This window comes from Pseudomonas sp. MPB03 (genome assembly GCF_046605385.1).
Taxonomy (GTDB): Bacteria; Pseudomonadota; Gammaproteobacteria; order Pseudomonadales; family Pseudomonadaceae; genus Aquipseudomonas; species Aquipseudomonas zanjanensis.
Genome location: NZ_CP176770.1, coordinates 3,964,016 through 3,982,884, shown reverse-complemented (window position 1 = coordinate 3,982,884; position 18,869 = coordinate 3,964,016). Strand labels below are relative to the sequence as shown.

Below are 18,869 nucleotides of genomic sequence, written 5' to 3'. Positions count from 1 at the left end.
GCGCGGCCCTTCCGCCTGTCACCCACTTGCAAACCCAGCCCTGCGAACCGGCACTAACCCGCGGTCGCGTTGTCAGTAATTGGCGTCTGTGGGGATGAGGATCGTCCCTGTTATCGGCATATCAGCTGGATGGTTTTCCTCGAGCACTTTCGGGGGAAAAAGCTTTGCGATGGATTGCGTCCTGGACCGACCCTTTCTCTTGCAGGCGATTTTTCCCATGGGGTTTCTACTCGATCCGCGTCATGACATCGATGCTGCCTTGCTGAGCTACCGCCGGGTGTTCTGGGCCCTGGCGCTGTTCAGTGGCGTGATCAATCTGCTGGTGCTGGTGCCGTCGCTGTACATGATGCAGGTCTACGACCGGGTCCTCACCAGCCGTAACGAAACCACCTTGTTCATGCTCACCTTGATGGCCCTGGGACTGTTCATGTTCAGTGCCCTGATCGAGTGGGTGCGCGGCGAGGTGATGATTCGCATGAGCGCGGGGCTGGACGATGCCTTGGGCGAGCGGGTATTCGATGCCGCCTTCGCCCGCAGCCTGCGGGAACACAACGCTAACCCGGCGCAGGTGCTCACGGACCTGGCGACACTGCGGCAGTTGATTACCGGGCAGGGCCTGATCGCGTTGCTCGACGCGCCCTGGCTGCCGATCTTCCTGCTGGTGGCGTTTATCTTCCATCCCTGGTTCGGCGTGCTGACGCTGGTACTCGCCCTGGTGCTGATCGGCTTGGCGCTGTGGGGCGAACTGGCGACACGTACGCGCCTGGGCGAGGCCAATCGCCTGGGGGTGCAGTCGTCGATCTATGTCAACAGCACGTTGCACAACGCTGAAGTCATCCAGGCCCTGGGCATGCTCGGGCCGTTGCGCCAGCGCTGGAGTCTGTTGCAGCAGCGCATCATTGCCGCCCAGGCCCATGCCAGCGACCGCGGTGCGCGCATCACCTCGGCGACGCGTTTCGTGCGGATTTCCGGGCAATCCCTGGCCCTCGGGCTGGGGGCCTTGCTGGTACTGGAAGGCCAACTGTCGGCGGGCATGATGATTGCGATGTCGCTGTTGCTGGGGCGAGCCCTGGCGCCGGTGGAAATCGCCATCGGCTCGTGGAAGCAATTCAATTCCGGGCGCCAGAGCTACCAGCGCCTGAGCCAACTGTTGGCGCAGCACCCTCGTGATCGCTTGCGCATGCCATTGCCGCCGCCCACCGGGGCGGTGCGCCTGGAGCAGTTGTATGTCGGCCCGCCGGGGGCTTCGCAGCCGATCCTGCGCGGGATCAATTTCAGCCTCGCCAAGGGCGACGTGCTGGCCGTGGTCGGGCCCAGTGCCAGTGGCAAATCGACCCTGGCCCGTGCCCTGGTCGGGGTCTGGCCGGCCATGGGCGGGTCGGTGCGCCTGGACGATGCCGAGATCAGCCAGTGGTCCCACGACGCCCTGGGCCCGCACCTCGGCTACCTGCCCCAGGACATCGAGTTGTTCGACGGCACGGTCGCCGACAACATCGCCCGTTTCGGTGAGCAGGACGCCGACCAGATCATCGCTGCCGGACGGCATGCCGGTATCCACGAAATGATCCTGCGGTTTCCCAAGGGCTACGACACGCCGCTGGGCCCCGGCGGGCTTGGCTTGTCCGGTGGGCAGAAACAACGCCTGGGCCTGGCGCGCGCGCTCTACGGAAGGCCCTCGCTGATCGTGCTCGATGAACCCAACTCCAATCTCGATGACGCCGGCGAGCTGGCGCTGGTCCAGGCCATCAGTGCCCTCAAGGCGGCCGGCAGCACCGTGGTCTTGATCACGCACCGGCCCAGTGTGCTGGCGGTGGTCGATCACATCCTCGTGTTGAAGGACGGGACTCAACAAGCGTTCGGCCCTCGGGACCGGGTGCTCAAGGCATTGATGCCGGGGCCGCGACCGGCCGCGGTCCGGGAGGCGGGCGGCGATGCGTGATCTGATCCCTGATGCACAGACCTACAGCGAGCAGGGGCTGAGCGTGCGCGGCACCACGACACTACCCAGCGCTCGGACTGATGCCGGGAGTGCGGCGCGTTATGGCGTGGGATTCCTGGTCCTGACGCTGGGCGGTTTCCTGCTCTGGGCCTGCCTGGCGCCACTCGACCAGGGAGTGGTGGGCAGCGGCACCGTGGTGGTGGCGGGGGAGCGCAAGGCGGTGCAGTCGTTGGTCGGCGGAGTGGTGGAAAAGCTGCTGGTGAGCGATGGCGACCGGGTCACCCAGGGGCAATTGCTCGTGCAACTGAACACGGTGCAGGCGCAGTCGCAACTGGACGTGACCCTGGGCAAGCTGCTCAATGACCGCAGCATCGAGGCGCGCCTGATTGCCGAGCGCCTGGGCAGCGCCGAGATCCAATGGCCTGCGGAGCTGCTGGCGCGCGCCGACGAGCCACGAGTGAAGGCGGCCATGGCCTTGCAGAGCCAGTTGTTCATCACACGTCGCGCGGAGCTGGGCAGTCGCTTGCAGATCATCGAGCACGAAGCCGCGGCGTTGCAGCAACAGTTGCTGGGCTACGAAGGCGTCAAGCGCAACTACGACGCGCAGATGCGTTTTCAGCAGCAGGAGCTTGAAGGCCTGCGTGACCTGGCCCGGGAAGGCTACGTTCCGCGCAACAAACTGTTCGAGGCCGAGCGCAACGCGGCCCAGTTGGCGGGGCAGATCGCCTCCGGCGTGGGGGATGTCGGCAGGACCCGCCAGGCGATCAACGAAAGCCGGCTCAAGGCCTTGCAGGCGCAGCAGGAATTTCGCCGCGATGCCGAGACGCAGCTCAGCGAGGTCTCGGCCGAGGCGGCCGGTTATGCCGATCAGATCCGGGCCTTGCAGTTCGAAGTCGACAACGGTGCGATCCGCGCACCGGTGGCCGGGCAGGTGATGGACGTGAGCATTCATACGGTCGGCGGCGTGGCGCAGGCTGGCCAGACCCTGATGCAAGTGGTGCCGCTGGATGCGCCGATGGCGATCACCGCCCGCTTCGAGCCTCTGATGGCCAACAAACTGCGCCCGGGCCTGCCGGTGCACGTGCATTTCACCGCGCTGCAACGGGTGGATACGCCGACGGTCACCGGCACCGTGACGACCGTGTCGGCCGACCAACTGATCGACGAGCAGACGCACCTACCGTACTTCTCTGCCAAGGTCGAGATTCCCGCCGACACCGTGGCCGCGTTGCAAAGCGCCGGCCTGCTGGTGCGCCCCGGCATGCTCGCCGATGTCACGGTGGTGACGGGCGAACGCACCTTGATGAATTACCTGATGAAACCGTTGCGTGAACGCTTGCTGGCAGCCTTCAAGGAGGAATGAGCATGGTCGACCGTTGCCGCTCTCGCGTGCGTGTACTGCTAAGCCTGTGGACCGGTTGGGTGGTGCTCAGTCCTGTGTGGGCCGTGGAGAGTGGCTTGAGCCTGACCGCAGCCTACGATGCCTCGCGCCTCAACGATCCGACCGTGCAAGCGGCGGCCCACGCCTTTGAAGCCTCGCGGCACGAGGAGGACATCGGTCGCGGCGGCCTCTATCCGCAAGTCTCGCTGTCCTCGCGTTATGGCTACGGTGGACGGACCGACGGCGGCGACGACAACAGTTACGTCAACAGCAACGATTACCAGGCGAACAACGTCACCCTGGCGGCACAACAACCGCTCTACGACAAGGCCCGCTGGGCGGCGTACCAGGAAGGCAAGGCGCGGGGGAAACTGGGCACCCAGGTGTTCGACGTGGCCGGCCAGACCTTGTATGACCGAGTGGCGAAGGGGTATTTCGACGTCGCCCGGGCCGAGAACGAGATCAAGCTGATCCAGCAGCAGAAGGCGGCGATCCAAGGCCTGGTCATCCAGAGCAAAAAGCTTTATGAGGGTGGCCAGGGGGCGATTACCGATATCGACGAAGCCCAGGCGCGGCTCGACCTGGTGCAGGCCCAGGAAGCCGAAGCCCAGGCCCGTCGCGTGGCGGCATTGCGGGCGTTGTCCGGGCGAGCCAGTGTGCCCATCGATGACATCCTGCCGATGCGCGAGGAACTGGCCGCCGGTAGCCCGATCCCGCCGGAGCAGGACTTGCCGTACTGGACGGCGATTGCCCGCCAGGCCAGCCCCGAGCTGGCCGCTCGGCTGGCAGCGGTGAAAGTCGCCGAGGCCCAGGCCGACAGCCAGCGTGCGGGACATTATCCGACGTTGTCATTGACCACTCAGTTGACCCGCCGTGAAACCCGTCAATACCAGGAACTCGACCCGCGCCAGGACACCTATTATGTGGGTGTACAATTGGACATTCCGCTGTATCGCGGCGGGGCGGTACGGGCCTCGGTGGCCAAGGCCGAAGCGCAACTGGCGGGTGCGCAGTCTGACTACGACGTGCAGCGCCAGCAACTGGCCGAGGACATCGAGGCCGATTACCTGGGCGTCGTCGCCGGGTTCGCCAAGAGCAAGGCGATGCAGCGGGCGGTGGAGTCAAACCAGCGAGCGCTGACCTCGACGGAAAAAGGCTTCCAGGGCGGGGTGCGTTCCACGGTGGATATCCTTGACGCCCAGCAGCGACTGTTCCAGGCCCGCCGGGACCTGCTCAACACCAAGCTCGACATGCTGCAAAGCTATGTGAGCCTGCACACCCACACCGGCCAGATGAACCGCGCGGTGCTGGAGCAGGTGCAGAGCCTGTTCTAGACAAGCCTGGGTTCAAGTTTGCGCACCCCTGTGGTTGACCTGGATTTTTCATGCACAACACGACTGCTGTGGGAGCGAGCTTGCTCGCGAAAGCGGTGGGTCAGTCAGCATCGCTGTTGGATGTGCCGGCGCCTTCGCGAGCAGGCTCGCTCCCACAGTTTTGATCTGTGGTTGACCTGGATTTTTCAGGCACAACACGACTTCTGTGGGAGCGAGCTTGCTCGCGAAAGCGGTGTGTCAGTCAGCATTCCTGTTGGATGTGCCGGCGCCTTCGCGAGCAGGCTCGCTCCCACAGTTCTGGCCTTTAGTTGTCTTGGGTTTTTCAGCTCAAGCCCCCCGGAGGGGGCTTGGGTCAGGCGGTGAAGTCGCTGGCGTGCAGCTCCTTGACGCCGACCAGTTCGAATTCGAACTCGGGGGTGGCGTCGGCGTTGGTGCTGCCGGAGAGGATGCCATCGACGAAGCGCAACTGGCCGGTAGCATTGCTGGCGTCGAAGGCGTTACTGCCGATGAACGTGAAGGCATCGACCCCGGCGGTCAGTGGGTTGGCGTCCAGGCCGGTGAGGTCCAACTTGTCGAACTCGGCACTCTTGAAACCACTGATCACATCGCGCAAAGCCCCGACGCCCATGTCCGACAGCGCACCAAACGCGTAGGTGTCCGCGCCGGTGCCGCCGGTGAGGTTGTCGGTGCCTGCGCCGCCGATCAAGCGGTCATCGCCCGAGCCGCCTACCAACGTATCGTTGCCGGCCCCGCCGTCGAGGACGTTTGCCGCACTGTTCCCCGACAGCGTGTCGGCGGAGGCGCTACCTTCCAGGTTCTCGATGAACTTCAAGGTATCGAGCCCGGAACCCACGGTGTTCTGCTGCGCCGACGTCGAGAGGTTGACGGTCACGCCGGACAGCGCCCGTTCATAGCTCGCCGTATCCATGCCATCGCGTCCATCCAGGACATTGTTACCGGCACTGGCGAACAACGTATTGTCCAAGGCGTTGCCGGTGCCATTGGCGGCGCCAGGGCTATCGACATACAGGTTCTCGACGTTGCTGCCCAAGGTGTAGGCCGCCAGGCTGCTGTGCACGCTGTCGATCCCGCCGGTCACCGCGTTGGTGCTGGTCTCGATCACGCTGTCGTCGGCATTGTCGACAAAATACGTGTCGTTGCCATCGCCTCCGCTCATGCTGTCGGCCCCGGCGGCGCCGTCGATCACGTTGTTGGCGGTATTGCCGGTGATGAAGTTGCGCCGTTCGTTGCCGGTGCCGTCGATGTCCGACACACCGGTGAGCACCAGGTTTTCCAGATTGGCCCCCAGCGTCCAACTGACCGAGGCTTGCACCGTATCGATCTGCGCGGTCGAGGTGTTGGTTTCCACCACGCTGTCGAACGCATTGTCGACCACGTAGATGTCGTTGCCATCGCCACCGGTCAAGGTGTCGGCGCCCAAGTCGCCATCCAGGGTGTCGTTGCCAGAACTACCCACCAAGGTGTCGTCCTGGTCGGTGCCGGCGATCATCCCGCCCTGGTTCTGGGCGTTGTCGAAGATGTCCTGCACGCTGTTATTGTCGTCGGGATTGCCCTGGAAGCCGAGGTCATTGGCTATGTAGTCCGCCAGGCGTTGGCCGACGATCTCCGCCGATTCCTCGTGCAGGTGCCAGACGTCATCGGGATACACCAGCGGATCGACTTCATAGCGCAACGGCAGGTCGGTGTAGTCCACCGCCAGCTTGACGTCGGCGCGTTCGGCGGCCATGGCCTCCTGGGCGGCGCGGACATAACCGACGCCCTCGACGATGGCGGCGATCTTCTCTTCCGAATAACCCCGGGCCCGGGCCGCGTCCTCTGAGTAATGACCGGTTTCCATCAGGTACACGCTGAAATTGCCGAACTGGGCATGCAGGTAGTCGAATACCTTCAAGGTCGCGGCCTTGTACGCAGCCGCAGCCGCGGCCTTGTCCGTGGCACGGGCGATTTCCTGGGCAGCTTCTTCACCCTGGCCCCAGATGATGCCCATGGTGACGTTATCGATCGACTGCAGTTCGGTGCGCTGGTCGCGCAGCAACGTCACCGCGCGCAACAGTGCCGCCCCGGGTTGGTTGGTGTCGGTCAGCCACCAACACAACTGGAGTTCCTCGGCGCTGAGTGTGGAGAGGCCGTTGACCGTGCTGCCGCCCACCGCGATGTCGATGCCGTTGCCATCGGCATCGTTGAACTGGCTGCGCACGTCGTAGGTGGTGTAGCGGTTGAGGTCGTTGACCAGCATCGAGGTGCCGGATTGGTCGTCGTCCTCGGACATGCGCAACAGACGTGCGTTGGATTGGCCGAGGGTCGGCAGGTAGAGAATATCCTGCTGGGCGCGCTCGCCGAAGACGAAGTCGTTGGCGGTAAGGGTGTTTAGGTAGTTGCCGTTGAGGGCGATCTCGAAGCGATTGCCATCGGCGTCGGCTTCGGCGGACTTGACGTAGGTCTTGTCGCCGGCCGCGTTGAGAGTCATGTACAAGGTGCTGTTGGTACCGTCGCCGAGACCGAGAAAACCCAACCCGGAGACGTCGATTTTGTCGACGCCGGCTGTGAAATCGTAAATCGTGTCGGTGGCCGTGACACCACCGGTGTCGTAGTCGCGGTAGCTGTCGGACAGGTTGCTGTAGCGAAACGTGTCGGCGCCATCACCGCCGTACAGCGAGTCGCGTCCGGCACCACCATCGACGATATCCGCACCGGTGCCGGCCTTGATCGTGTCGTTGCCGCCAAGCCCGAGGATCAGGTCGGCGCCCGTCGTGCCATTGAGTGTCTCGGCATTGGCGGTGCCAGTGATGGTGTTGGCGGGCGCATCGGCGACCACCAGGGTGAAGTTGTCGCTGACCGAGGCGCCTGACGGATCGGTGGCCTTGACCAAGACGTCGTAGCTGCCCGCCGCGGTGCTGGTGGGCGTGCCGCTGAAGGTCAGGTTGGCGGCATTGAAACTCAGCCAGGCGGGCAGGGCGTTGCCGTTGGCGAGGGTTGCGGTGTAGGTCAGCACATCCTGGTTGGCGTCGCTGAAGCTGTTGCTCGCCACGGTGTATTTGAACGGCGTGCTTTCACTGGCGTTCTGGTCCAGGAGCGGGGTGACCACCACGGGCGCCACATTGGTGGGGGTGCCTTGGTCGGCGAAGACGAAGTGATTGGCCGTCAGGCTGCTGACAAAGTTGCCCGCCATGGAGATCTCGAACCGGTTGCCGTTGGCATCCACCGTCAGGTCCTTGAGGTAGGTGCGGTTGGTCGACGAACTGTAGGTGACCTGCAGGGTACCGTTGAGCCCGTTGCCCAGGCCCGTATAGCCGAGCGCGGAAACGTCGATCTTGTCGGCGGCCACGTCGAAATCGAGGATCTGGTCGCTGGCGCTGGTGGAACTGGTGCGATAGCTGTCGAGCTTGGAGGTGTAGCGGAACACATCGGCGCCCGTGCCACCGGTGAGCTTGTCGACCCCGGTGCCGCCGACCAGGATATCGTTGCCGGCGCCGCCATTGAGGGTGTCGTTGCCCGCGCCACCGAACAGTTGCTCATTGGCAGCGGTGCCGGTCAGCGTGTCGTTGTTCGGTGTGCCATTGATCACAATGGCGGCGGGGACGTCCTGCACGGCGAGCGTAAAACTGTCGCTGACGGTGGCGTTGCTGCCATCGGTCGCGGTGACCTGGATCGAGTAGGTGCCCGATGCCGTATCGGGTGGCGTGCCGTTGAAGGTGCGGGTGGCGGCATCAAAGGTCAGCCAACTGGGCAGGGCGCTGCCATTGGCGAGCCTGGCGGTGTAGCTGAGGCTGTCGTTGTCCGGATCGGTGAAGCTGGTCGCCGGCACCACGTAGTTGAACGGGGTGTTTTCGCTGGCGTTCTGGTCCAGCAACGGCGTGGCTAGCACGGGCGCCTGGTTGGTCGGCGAGGAGGTGGCGAAGACGAAGTTGGCGCTGGTCAGGGTGTTGAGGTAATTACCGTCCAGGGCCACTTCGAAGCGGTTGCCGTTGGCGTCGGCCTCCAGGGATTTGATGTAGGTCTTGGTGCCGGCGCTGTTGAGCACCAGGTACACGGTGTTGTTCCTGCCATCCCCCAGGCCGGTGAAGCCCATGGCCGAGAGATCGATTTTGTCGGCGCTGATGTTGAAGTCAGTGATCAGGTCGCCGAGGTTGGCGCCGCCGGTGTTGTAGTTGCGGTAGCTGTCCAGGCGATTGGCGAACACAAAAGTGTCCGCGCCGGTGCCGCCGGTGAGGGTGTCCATGCCGGCACCGCCGTCGAGCTTGTCATCGCCGGCGCCTCCACTGAGGCTGTCGTTGCCCGCCAGGCCGAGCAGGGTGTCGGCCGCATCGCTGCCCAACAGCGAGTCGCTGCCGCTGGTGCCGGTGATCACTCGATTGAAGATGAAGTTGTTGGCAGTCAGGGTGCTGGCAAGGTTGCCCGTGAGGATCAGCTCGAAGCGGTTGCCGCTGGCGTCGGCGTCGAAGTCCTTGATGTAGGTGCGGTTGTTGCTGGCGCTGTAGCTGACTTGCAGGGTGCCGCCGCGGCCGTTGCCCAGGCCGGTGAAACCGAGGCCGGCGAGGTCGATCTTGTCCTGGGTGACGTCGAAGTCGGTGATGGTGTCATCGAAGCTTGTCGTCGCGTTGCGGTAACTGTCCGACTGCGCGACGAACCGGAACGTATCGGCGCCGGTTCCGCCGGTAAGCTTGTCGATGCCCGCGCCGCCTACCAGGATGTCGCTTCCGGCCCCGGCGTTGAGGGTGTCGTTGCCTGCCGCGCCATAGAAAATCTCGCTGGCGCTGGTGCCCGTCAGGATGTCGTTGCCCGCCGTACCTTGCACGGTCGTCATTGGCACCGTGGCGCTGACGTAGCTGCCGTCGCCGTAGACCAGCGTGGCGCCCTTGCTCGTGTGGCTGATGGTGTTGGCGATGATGGCGTTGCGGTCGGTGCCGTCTTCATTGCGCTCGGCAACACCGTAGGTCGACAGGTCGCTGCCGCTGATGATATTGCCCTGGATGAGGTTGTCGCTGCCGTTGAAGTACTTGCCGGACACGCCCAGGGTGTCGTCGTAGGACTGGATGATGATTTCCGGAACGGCGCTGCCCAGGGAATTGTTGTTGAGCGTGTTGTCGATGACCTCGACATGGTTGCTGCCGTAGATGCGGATCCCGGCGCTGGCGTTGTCATGGATATCGACGCCGGTGACGGTGACCTCGCTGGAGAGCTTGATCAGCACGCCTTCGGCGCCGTTGCCGTACACCTCGCCGCCCGTGATGGTGATGTTGCTGGGGGAGGGGATGTCCTCGCTGCCGCGCTGGACCACGATGCCATTGCCGCCGTTGTCGTAGGCGACGTTATTGGTCAGGGTGAAATCGTGGGTGCTGGTGACGACGTTGAAACCGTGGCGGTCGTTGTTGTAGGCGATGTTGTTTTCGAAGGTGCTGTCGCTGAGGAAGTCGGCGACGAAGCCGTCCAGGCCGTTGCCGTGGGACACGCTGTTCTTGATGACCATGTTGACGGTCTGCTCGTGGGGGTCGAAACCGTACCCGGAGCAATCCTTGATCTCGACGCTGTCGAGGGTGACGTTGGAATCGTAGCCTTCTTCGCCGGGAATATAGCCGTTGAACCAGCCGTCGACCTTGCCGGTGGTGCTGTCGCGGTTGCCGTCGATGGTGAGGTTGCTCACGCCGAAATCATGGGTTTCCTCACCATAGGCCGAGCGGATGATACCGGTGATCTTGGTGTCGGAACCATCGGCCAGCTTGACCGTGGTGTCGCCCATGCCGTCGCCGTACAGGTAGACGTTGCTCTTGAGCATCAGGCAGCCATCGGAAGGTTCCTCGCCCCCCGAAACGATGTAGGTGCCGGTCGGCATGTACACCTGGCCTCCGCCGGCCGCGGCCGCCGCATCAATCGCACTCTGAATGGCTGCCGTGTCGTCGGTGATGCCATCTCCTTTGGCGCCAAAATCTTGTACGTTGAAAATCATGAGCTTATCTCCGTATCAGGCTTTAACCTCGGTAGACGCCAATATTCCATCGACGACCTCGGTGTTATGACCCAGCGGAGCGCAAAAGTTGTGACCGCATATCGGGGAAAGTGTCAAAAAGCTGGGGTAACTGATCAACGGTATGGTCGGAATGGGCAGGAGTAACGTTTCGTTGACGCTTCAAGGCCGAACGATACCCCCTGTGGGAGCGGGCTTGCTCGCGAAGGCGGCGAATCAGTCGACATCGTCGTGACTGACACACCGCTTTCGCGAGCAAGCCCGCTCCCACAGGTTCTTCCCCACAGGTTCCGTGGTGACTGATGGGAATTTCCTTGATTGGCATCAACCCCACTTCCAGGGCCGCGGGATAACCTCGAATAAACCATCGCCCCACTGAAGAGGGCGTCGAGGACTTCCATGAGTTATCCGCTGCTCCTGACCTTGCACCTGTTTGCCGCGCTGGTGTTCATCGGCACGGTGTTCTTCGAAGTCCTGTTTCTTGAAAGCATCCGCAAGCAACTGCCCGCCAAGGTCATGGTGCTGCTGGAACAGGGCATCAGCCGCCGTGCCCGGCAGTTGATGCCGTGGGTACTGCTGGTGTTGTTCGGCGCGGGCGGCGGCATGGTCTGGTTGCGATACTGGCCGGCGCTGTCGTCGCCGTTGCAATCGTCCTTCGGTGTGCTGCTGGGCCTGAAGATCCTGTTGGCGGGCAGCGTGCTGGGGCATTTCCTCTGGGCGATGTGGCTGTTCCGGAGCGGGCGCATGAACGCCCGCTACGTGCACATCATCCATGTCAGCGTGTTCCTGCACATGGTCGCGATCGTGCTGCTGGCCAAGGCCATGTTCTACGTCACCTGGTAAGCGTTGGCGGCGGGCGGCCAGGGCGCTTGATACAGGTCAAGGTGGCCCGGCGTGCAGGCGTGCAAACTGGCCCCGCACCGCCACTCGGAGATTGTCATGTTCGACCCGTTCCATACCCTCGGTGAGCGACCCGCGGGACGTGCCCCAGTGGTGGCTGATTTCGATTGTCCGGTCGGCACGCGCAGGTTCCATGCCGGTATCGGCTCCCTCGACCTGCTTCGAGGATTACGTACCAGCCGCCAGAAACGACGGCCCCTGTCCCTGGCGGTGCATCTGCCTTCGCGCTTGCGGCTGGCGTCGTGTTCGCCCCTGGCCAGCGACTGCCGATGCGGCGAGATCGAGGGCTATCTGCAACGCCTGGCCTATGAAATGGGCTTGGTCGGTTGCCACCTGGGGGCCGGGCGGCGCGTCGAGCAGTTTTGCCTGACGGGCGGCACACCGGTGATCGCCCATCTGCAGAAGCTGATGAGTGACCTGCGCAGGCGCTTCGACTTCTGCGAATTCGACGGTGCTGACCACAGTATCGAGGTGGACCTGCATCACACCGACTGGTCGACCATGGGCCTGATCCGTGACCAGGGTTTCACCCATGTCAGCATCGGCGTGCCCGACATCGGCGTTGACAGCGATCTATCGGTCGATTGCTACCAGAACCCGGCGCCGATCCATTCATTGATCGATGCGGCACGCACGTTTGGTTTTCGCTCCATCAACATCGACTTGGGCTACGGCCACGCCTGGCAGACACCGGACAGTTTCGCCCTGAAACTGGCGACGCTGATCGAACTGGAGCCGGACCGGTTGCACGTTTTCGACTACGCCCGCGCGCCTTATCGTTATCGCTCGAAGAACGCCGGGCTGGCCGGAACCTTTTGCAGCCCAGCCGACAAGGACGCCATGCGGCGCATCTGTTGCGAACAGCTGATCGGTGCCGGTTATCACTACATCGGCCTGGGCCAGTTCGTCAGGGCCGACGATGACCTGGCGGTGGCTCAGGAACATGGACGCTTGCACCGCAATTGCCAGGGTTTTACCCGTCACGGTTGCTGTGATCACGTGGGCTTCGGCTTGTCGGCCATCACGCAGATCGAGCACCTGTACGTACAGAACACCGACGACTTGCTTCTTTATTGCCAGCAGCTGGACGCCGGGCAATTGCCGGTGTGTCGTGGCTGGCGTTGTGAGGCGCAGGACCAGGTCAGGGCGAGCGTGACCGAACAGCTGTCCTGTGACCTGGAATTGGATATACAAGCCATCGAGGCGCGCTTCGGCCTGGTGTTTCGCGAGCACTTCGCGTCCGCCTGGCCGTTGCTGGAAGCGTTGCATGACCAGGGATTGATCGAACTGTCGAGCCGATTCATCGGCATCCTGCCCGCCGGGCGCTTGAATGTGGACGCGATCTGCAACCTGTTCGACCCGGCACCGGATGACGCAAGCCCACACGCTTTTGAAAAGTTGACCCCCTCATGAAAACTGCCTCCGGTTTCAATCGTGCCCTGGTGGAGAAATACGACCGCCCGGGACCGCGCTACACCTCTTATCCGACGGCCCCGCAGTTCCACCAGGCCTTTGCCATGGATGAATACCGCCAGGCCGCCCAGCGCAGCCACCTGGCGCCACAGCCGAAGCCGTTGTCGGTGTACATCCACATTCCGTTCTGCCAGAGCCTTTGTTATTACTGCGCGTGCAACAAGATCATCACCCGCAAGACCCATCGCGCCGCCGAATACCTGACTTACCTTAAGCGTGAAATAGCCCTGCAAGCGGCGTTGTTCGACCGCTCGCGCAAATTGACCCAGCTGCATTTAGGTGGCGGCACGCCGACGTACCTGACCCATGAGCAACTGGCGGACCTGATGGACTGCCTGCACCAGGCGTTCGACATGGACGACAGCGACGCCCACGAGTTTTCCATCGAGGTCGATCCACGGACCATCGATGCAGAGCAGATCCAAGGTCTGCGCCAGCTGGGCTTCAATCGCTTGAGCTTCGGCGTCCAGGACTTCGACGCCCAGGTGCAGGTCGCGGTCAATCGGGTGCAAAGCGAAGCCCAAGTCGTCGAGCTGGTGGAGGCCGCGCGCCGGGCGCATTTCAAGTCCATCAGCGTCGATCTGATCTATGGCCTGCCGCTGCAGACCATCACCAGTTTCGACGTCACCTTGAGCAAGATCATTGCCCTGCGTCCGGATCGGATCGCGGCCTACAGCTACGCCCACCTGCCGCAACGGGTGCGGGCGCAACGGATGATCCGCCCGCAAGACATGCCGCCGCCCGAGCGCAAGCTGGAGTTGCTGGAGCTGACCATCAATCGCTTGACTGAAGCGGGCTATGTCTACATCGGCATGGACCACTTCGCCTTGCCGGATGACGAACTGGTGCGCGCCCGCGCCCAGGGCACCCTGCAGCGCAATTTCCAGGGCTATTCCACCCACGCCGATTGCGACCTGATTGGCCTGGGGGTGTCGTCGATCGGCAAGGTGGGTGACAGCTACAACCAGAACGTCAAGGAGCTTTCCCAGTATTACGCCTGGTTGGATCAAGGCCTGCTGCCCGTGCAGCGCGGCTATCGGTTGAGCGACGATGACCGGCTGCGGCGCCAGGTCATCAGCGAACTGATGTGCCATGGGCGCATCGACTTCCGTCGGATCGACAGCGAACACGGCATCCGATTCAACGAATACTTCGCCGATGCCCTGGACCGGCTCCAGGAGCTGGTGCGCGACGGGCTGCTGGACATCCGTGACAACGAGCTGGTGTTGTTGCCCCAAGGCCAATTGATGATGCGCAACGTCGCCATGGCATTCGATGCGTACCTGGGGGCGGACCAGACGGTCCAGTATTCGCGCACGGTCTGAAGCCCGAACTGCTTTTGTGGCGAGGGAGCTTGCTCCCGCTGGGCTGCGAAGCAGCCCCCAAAACGGCCATCGCGGTGTTTCAGGTTGATAGTGGCCAGCTTCCTTGGGGCTGCTGCGCAGCCCAGCGGGAGCAAGCTCCCTCGCCACAAAAGCTCCCTTGCCACAAAAAGGAGCCTTGCCCACAAAAAGGAGCCTCGCTACGGGCCTACGACCGCTCGGTATCCGGATTGCTGGACGCCGGGATCAGGTCGCGTATCGCGTAGAAGCCCTGCACCAGGCGATTCTTGGCCCGGTACTCACACAGGAGCAGCAAGGTATCCGGCATCTGGGAGATGGACGAGGCGTGTTTGACCACCATTGTCTTCCCGCCCGAACGTAAGCGCACCAGTGCCCCGGGTTCGAATGTACCCATCTGCAGTCACCTCATCGTCACGTTGCTTGTGCGTTCTACCCAACCCCCGCCCAGGGCCTTGTACAGGTTGACTTCGGCGAGCAGCTGCGACAGCCGGTCGACGATCAGGTTTTGCCGGGCGCTGAACAGCGAGCGTTGGGCATCGAGGAACGTCAGGCTGCTATCCACGCCGATGCGATAGCGCCGTTCCGCCAGGCGGTAGTAGTCCTGGTTGGCTTGCACCAGGTCGCGCTGGGCGATCAATTGGTCTTTATAGGTCTTGCGTGCCGCCAGGCCGTCGGACACTTCCTGGAAGGCGGTCTGGATGGCTTTCTCGTATTGCGCCACGCGGATGTCTTTCTGGATTTTCGAGTAGTCCAGGCTCGCCCGAAGGCTGCCGGCGTTGAAAATCGGCAGGTTGATCTGCGGTTGAAACAGCCAGCCGCCCGACCCGCCCTTGAACAGCCCGGACAGTTCGTTGCTGGAGCTGCCCGCGTTGGCGGTCAGGCTGATGCTCGGGAAGAACGCGGCACGGGCCGCGCCGATGTTGGCATTGGCCGATTGCAACAGGTACTCGGCCCCAAGGATGTCCGGCCGGCGTTGCAGCAAGTCCGAAGGCAGGCCCGCCGGTACTTCGCTGAGCAGGTCCGAGGCCAGTGGGCGGCCGGGCAGGTCATCGGCGACCGAAGTGCCCACCAGCAGCGTGAGGTTGTTGAGGTCCTGGGCGACCTGGCGCTGGAACTTGGCTAGGCTGGCCTTGGCGCCTTCCACCGAGGTTCGCGACTGGCTCAGGTTCAAGGCCGAGGCGGTGCCGACCTGGTTGCTGCGTTCGGTCAGGCGCAGGCTTTGCTCATAGGATTGGAGCGTGTCCTGGGTCAACGCCAGCAATTCCTGATCGGCACGCCAGGTCAGGTAGGCACTGGCCACGCTGGCCACCAGGCTCAATTGGCTGCTGCGGCGGGCTTCTTCGCTGGACAGATAAATCAGGGACGCCTCGTCACTGAGGCTGCGTATTCGCCCGAACAGGTCCAGCTCATAGGCGCTGATCCCCAGTGTTGCCGAATACGAACCGCTGGTGACGGCCTCACCGGTTCCGGTCAGGCTGGCCGGCATGCGCTGACGCGAACCGGTGCCATTGGCACTGATCGCCGGGAGGAGGTCCGCCCGCTGGATTCGATATTGCGCCTGGTAAGCCTGGACGTTCAGGGCCGCTACCCGCAAGTCGCGGTTGTTGGCCAGGGCGCCCTCGATCAGTTGCGCCAACACCGGATCCTGGAACAGGTCGCGCCAACCCTGTTCGGCCGCCATGGGCCCCGACAGCGCCGGGGCGTAGGCCGAGGTCTGCGGATACAGCCCGGCGACCGGTGCGTCGGGACGTTGGTAGTCCGGGATAAGCGAACAACCGCCCAACATGAATGCCGCGGCTGCCAGTGGGCTCAAGAGTTTATGCATCGACCTGTTATCTCATCGTGGTGCCTGGCCAGGCACCGCAGGCGCAGGCAGGCGGGTTCTGGCGGGCCGTTCGCGGCGAGCCGTCATGAGCCGATCATCCATTTCGCCAACCCATGCCGGCCACTCACGCCCAGCTTGGCGGCGGCACGCTTGAGGTAGGTTTCGATGGAACTGTTCTTGACCTGCAACTTTTCAGCGATCTCCGGCACGGTGCCTCCGGCCAGCAGGCCCAGGCAGACCTCTTTTTCCCGCACGGAAAGGGTGACGTCGCAGGGACTCAATCGGTCATTGAAGTCACGTTGCAGTTGGGTCTGTTCGGCGCTATCGAGCGGATGGCTCGTGGCGCTGCCAGGGGTTTTGAAGCATTGGCGATTGAGGTGCGCATGACGCTCGGCCAACGGCAGCAGCGTTTCGGAAAGGTACTTCAGAAAGGACAGTTCCTGGAGGGAAAAGTCGCGCTGTACCTGAGGGCGTTGCAACGAGATCACACAGCGACGGTTGGCCTTGCGTGAAATCAGAATGCACTGGTGGGAGGTGCCGAGGCAGTCGTTGCCTCTTTCGTCCTTCATGCGTGCATTCAAATGGATCAGCAGGGCGTCATCCACCTCCAGTACCCTTTTTACCAAGGGGTGGTCATTGCGCTGTATCGCCGTGGTGGGGCAGGGGGATTGCATGTGCAGGTTTTTTTCCGCACCGGCATACCCCAACAGTTGTACATCGAGGACATTCGACTGGGTGTCGTCGGCTGTCCATTCGCTCAATTCGAGCCGACTGACAGGCACCGTTGTTTCGATCATCTGGTGCATGTTGGTCAAGAAGCTCTCGTGTCCGACACTTGAAATCAGCTTTCCTAGCTCTACGTAGAGGTGCGATTTTTCTGCACCCTCGATATACGCATGTCGATTCATGATCCTTATCCTGCTTACTCGAAAAAGCTCCGCATATCAGATCGTTGACGGAAAAAATCCGGCTGCTTCCAAAATGCTGAAGCTTCTTCTGGAGTTGATACTGGGGGTCAATCGGTCTTGTGAACCTATCGACTTAAACGGTTTAGCCCGGTGGAGCTATTAAGCGTTTCCATGTAGGAAAAGTCTGTAAGGGAAAACAGGGACATTCCGGGGTCAGGCAGGGGTTGTCGGTTTTTGGATACCTCCGGGCAAAAACACGTTGGGTCAAAGGTTTTTTCCCTGGCGACGAACGCCGCCGGGTTGGCTTTCAGCAAGGTGTCTGGAAAATATTCAACTAAATGAAAGGGTTGGGTTCACGGTTCGGTCCTTGGATGCCCGTCCTCGATGTAGGAGCTATCTGACAGTAGCATCCAGATTCTGGATTCCCAGTATGGTGAAGACTCCTCGTTTATCGATTTTTATCCCGGTGCGTGTCGTTTTTTGTCTATGTAGGAGTCGCTTTCGGTCATTGACGCTTTAGCGTCGTCGGTAACAAGGCGGGGTTCGCGACGTCCCGCCCAGGTTGCTCAGCGCCGGTTTTTGCAAGGTCATGGGCAGGGCTTGAACGAGAGGAGGTCGATGTTCTTTTTACGCAGGCTGCTCTGTGGCGTCAGGCGCATATACCATTCTCGAGCCCAACAGGCGAGCGTCGACTCGGCTTGTTCGATACCACTCATGAAGCGCGCGGCATTGACGATTCCGTTGGCCCGAGGGTGCCGATGGGCCTGGTAGTGCAGCAGTGCGGTGCGCAGGTCCGGCGTTCGCGCCAGTCGATCGGCCAGCACCACGGCGTCCTCGATCGCCTGTGCGGCACCTTGGCCCAGGCTGGGCAGCATGGGGTGAGCCGCATCGCCCAAGAGCACCACGTGCCCATCGCAGAATTGCTCGACGGGATGGCGATCCCTGGCGTGCATTTTCAATAGCGCGCTCTCAGGGGTGGCCTCGATGGCGGCCACGACTTCCGGCGCCCAGCCGGCGTAGGCGGCGAGCACTTCCTGCTTGCTGATGTTCAAGGCGGCATCCGCCGCGTTTTCATGATTGCAGGTGCCCCACCAATACGCCTGGCCGTTGCCGACATCGCAGAGTCCGAAGCGCTTGCCGCGGCCCCAGTAGTGCGCCACGTAACCTTCGGTCATGACCGGATGGCTGAAGGGCGTCACCGCCAGCCAGGCGACATAGCCCGATGGGCGGGTTGGGGTTTCGCCGAGCATTTGCTGGCGAATCACCGAGTTCAGGCCATCGGCGCCAATCAACAGATCCGCTTCCTGAAGGCTGCCGTCTTCGAACCGCACCGTGACGCCATCGGGGCGAGGGTCATACCCGGTGCAGCGCAACCCGGTCGTCAAGGTGTCGGGCGCGAGCTGTTGCGCCAATGCACGTAGTAGCAACGGGCGCTGGATATTCACGCTGGGGTGTCCCAGCTGTTCGCCGATCTCGTGGATCGGCATGCGGGTGATGGCTTCGCCTTGATGTTTCTTGAAGAAGAAGTCGCGGATCACCTGGCCGGCCTGTTCCACCGGGACATGGGCGTCAATCGAATGTAACGCCGCCATGGCATTGGCCATGACGGACAAGCCGGTGCCACCTGTGCGCAGTGTCTGCGCCGCTTCGAAGACCTTGACCTGCCAGCCCGCTCGTTGCAGTGCGATGGCGGCGGTCAACCCGCCGATCCCGGCACCGGCGACAATGGCTTTTCTGGGTGCTGTCATGTTGTTTCACCTGTATCGAGCCCGGAACGACCGGG

At 62.6% G+C, this 18,869-nt stretch carries 11 protein-coding genes; 6 read left to right on the top strand and 5 right to left on the bottom strand.

Annotated elements, in window-relative coordinates; all coding sequences use genetic code 11:
* The first annotated feature begins 217 nt into the window (after positions 1-217).
* Genes ACLH0I_RS17000 through ACLH0I_RS16990 form a run of 3 tightly spaced genes read left to right on the top strand, consistent with a single transcriptional unit; the run spans position 218 to position 4,654 of the window.
* Entirely contained in the window at positions 218-1,939 is a 1,722-nt protein-coding gene (locus ACLH0I_RS17000) for a type I secretion system permease/ATPase (protein WP_186731086.1), read from the top strand.
* Entirely contained in the window at positions 1,932-3,302 is a 1,371-nt protein-coding gene (locus tag ACLH0I_RS16995) for an HlyD family type I secretion periplasmic adaptor subunit (RefSeq protein ID WP_411384858.1), read from the top strand. The genes ACLH0I_RS17000 and ACLH0I_RS16995 overlap by 8 nt, the downstream gene beginning before the upstream one ends.
* 2 nt (positions 3,303-3,304) lie before the next feature.
* Positions 3,305-4,654, top strand: a complete 1,350-nt coding sequence (locus ACLH0I_RS16990; RefSeq protein WP_411384857.1) for a TolC family outer membrane protein — start codon at positions 3,305-3,307, stop codon at positions 4,652-4,654.
* Positions 4,655-5,006: 352 nt separating this feature from the next.
* On the opposite strand, the gene ACLH0I_RS16985 is transcribed toward ACLH0I_RS16990, so the two are convergent.
* Positions 5,007-10,619 (bottom strand): putative Ig domain-containing protein, encoded by a 5,613-nt coding sequence (locus ACLH0I_RS16985; RefSeq protein WP_411384856.1) that lies wholly within the window; start codon positions 10,617-10,619, stop codon positions 5,007-5,009.
* A 417-nt stretch (positions 10,620-11,036) separates the two neighbouring features.
* Here ACLH0I_RS16985 and ACLH0I_RS16980 point away from each other — a divergent pair, with 417 nt between their 5' ends.
* From ACLH0I_RS16980 to hemN, 3 genes are all read left to right on the top strand, one after another.
* On the top strand, positions 11,037-11,480 hold the full coding sequence (locus ACLH0I_RS16980; RefSeq protein ID WP_250962054.1) for a CopD family copper resistance protein: 444 nt from the start codon (positions 11,037-11,039) through the stop codon (positions 11,478-11,480).
* Positions 11,481-11,576: 96 nt separating this feature from the next.
* The gene (locus ACLH0I_RS16975) at positions 11,577-12,950 is read left to right on the top strand and encodes a coproporphyrinogen III oxidase (protein WP_411384855.1); all 1,374 of its coding nucleotides are present in this window, start codon (positions 11,577-11,579) and stop codon (positions 12,948-12,950) included.
* Positions 12,947-14,335 carry an oxygen-independent coproporphyrinogen III oxidase gene (hemN, locus tag ACLH0I_RS16970; RefSeq protein ID WP_411384854.1) on the top strand — a complete coding sequence of 463 codons (1,389 nt, stop codon included), beginning with the start codon at positions 12,947-12,949 and terminating at the stop codon, positions 14,333-14,335. The genes ACLH0I_RS16975 and hemN overlap by 4 nt, the downstream gene beginning before the upstream one ends.
* Positions 14,336-14,540: 205 nt before the next feature.
* On the opposite strand, the gene ACLH0I_RS16965 is transcribed toward hemN, so the two are convergent.
* From ACLH0I_RS16965 to ACLH0I_RS16950, 4 genes are all read right to left on the bottom strand, one after another.
* On the bottom strand, positions 14,541-14,747 hold the full coding sequence (locus tag ACLH0I_RS16965; RefSeq protein ID WP_411384853.1) for a hypothetical protein: 207 nt from the start codon (positions 14,745-14,747) through the stop codon (positions 14,541-14,543).
* Positions 14,748-14,753: 6 nt separating this feature from the next.
* Entirely contained in the window at positions 14,754-16,178 is a 1,425-nt protein-coding gene (locus ACLH0I_RS16960; RefSeq protein WP_411384852.1) for an efflux transporter outer membrane subunit, read from the bottom strand.
* Between the two features lie 83 nt (positions 16,179-16,261).
* Entirely contained in the window at positions 16,262-17,086 is an 825-nt protein-coding gene (locus ACLH0I_RS16955; protein WP_411384851.1) for a helix-turn-helix transcriptional regulator, read from the bottom strand.
* Between the two features lie 587 nt (positions 17,087-17,673).
* Entirely contained in the window at positions 17,674-18,834 is a 1,161-nt protein-coding gene (locus tag ACLH0I_RS16950; RefSeq protein ID WP_411384850.1) for an FAD-dependent monooxygenase, read from the bottom strand.
* Positions 18,835-18,869 lie beyond the last annotated feature (35 nt).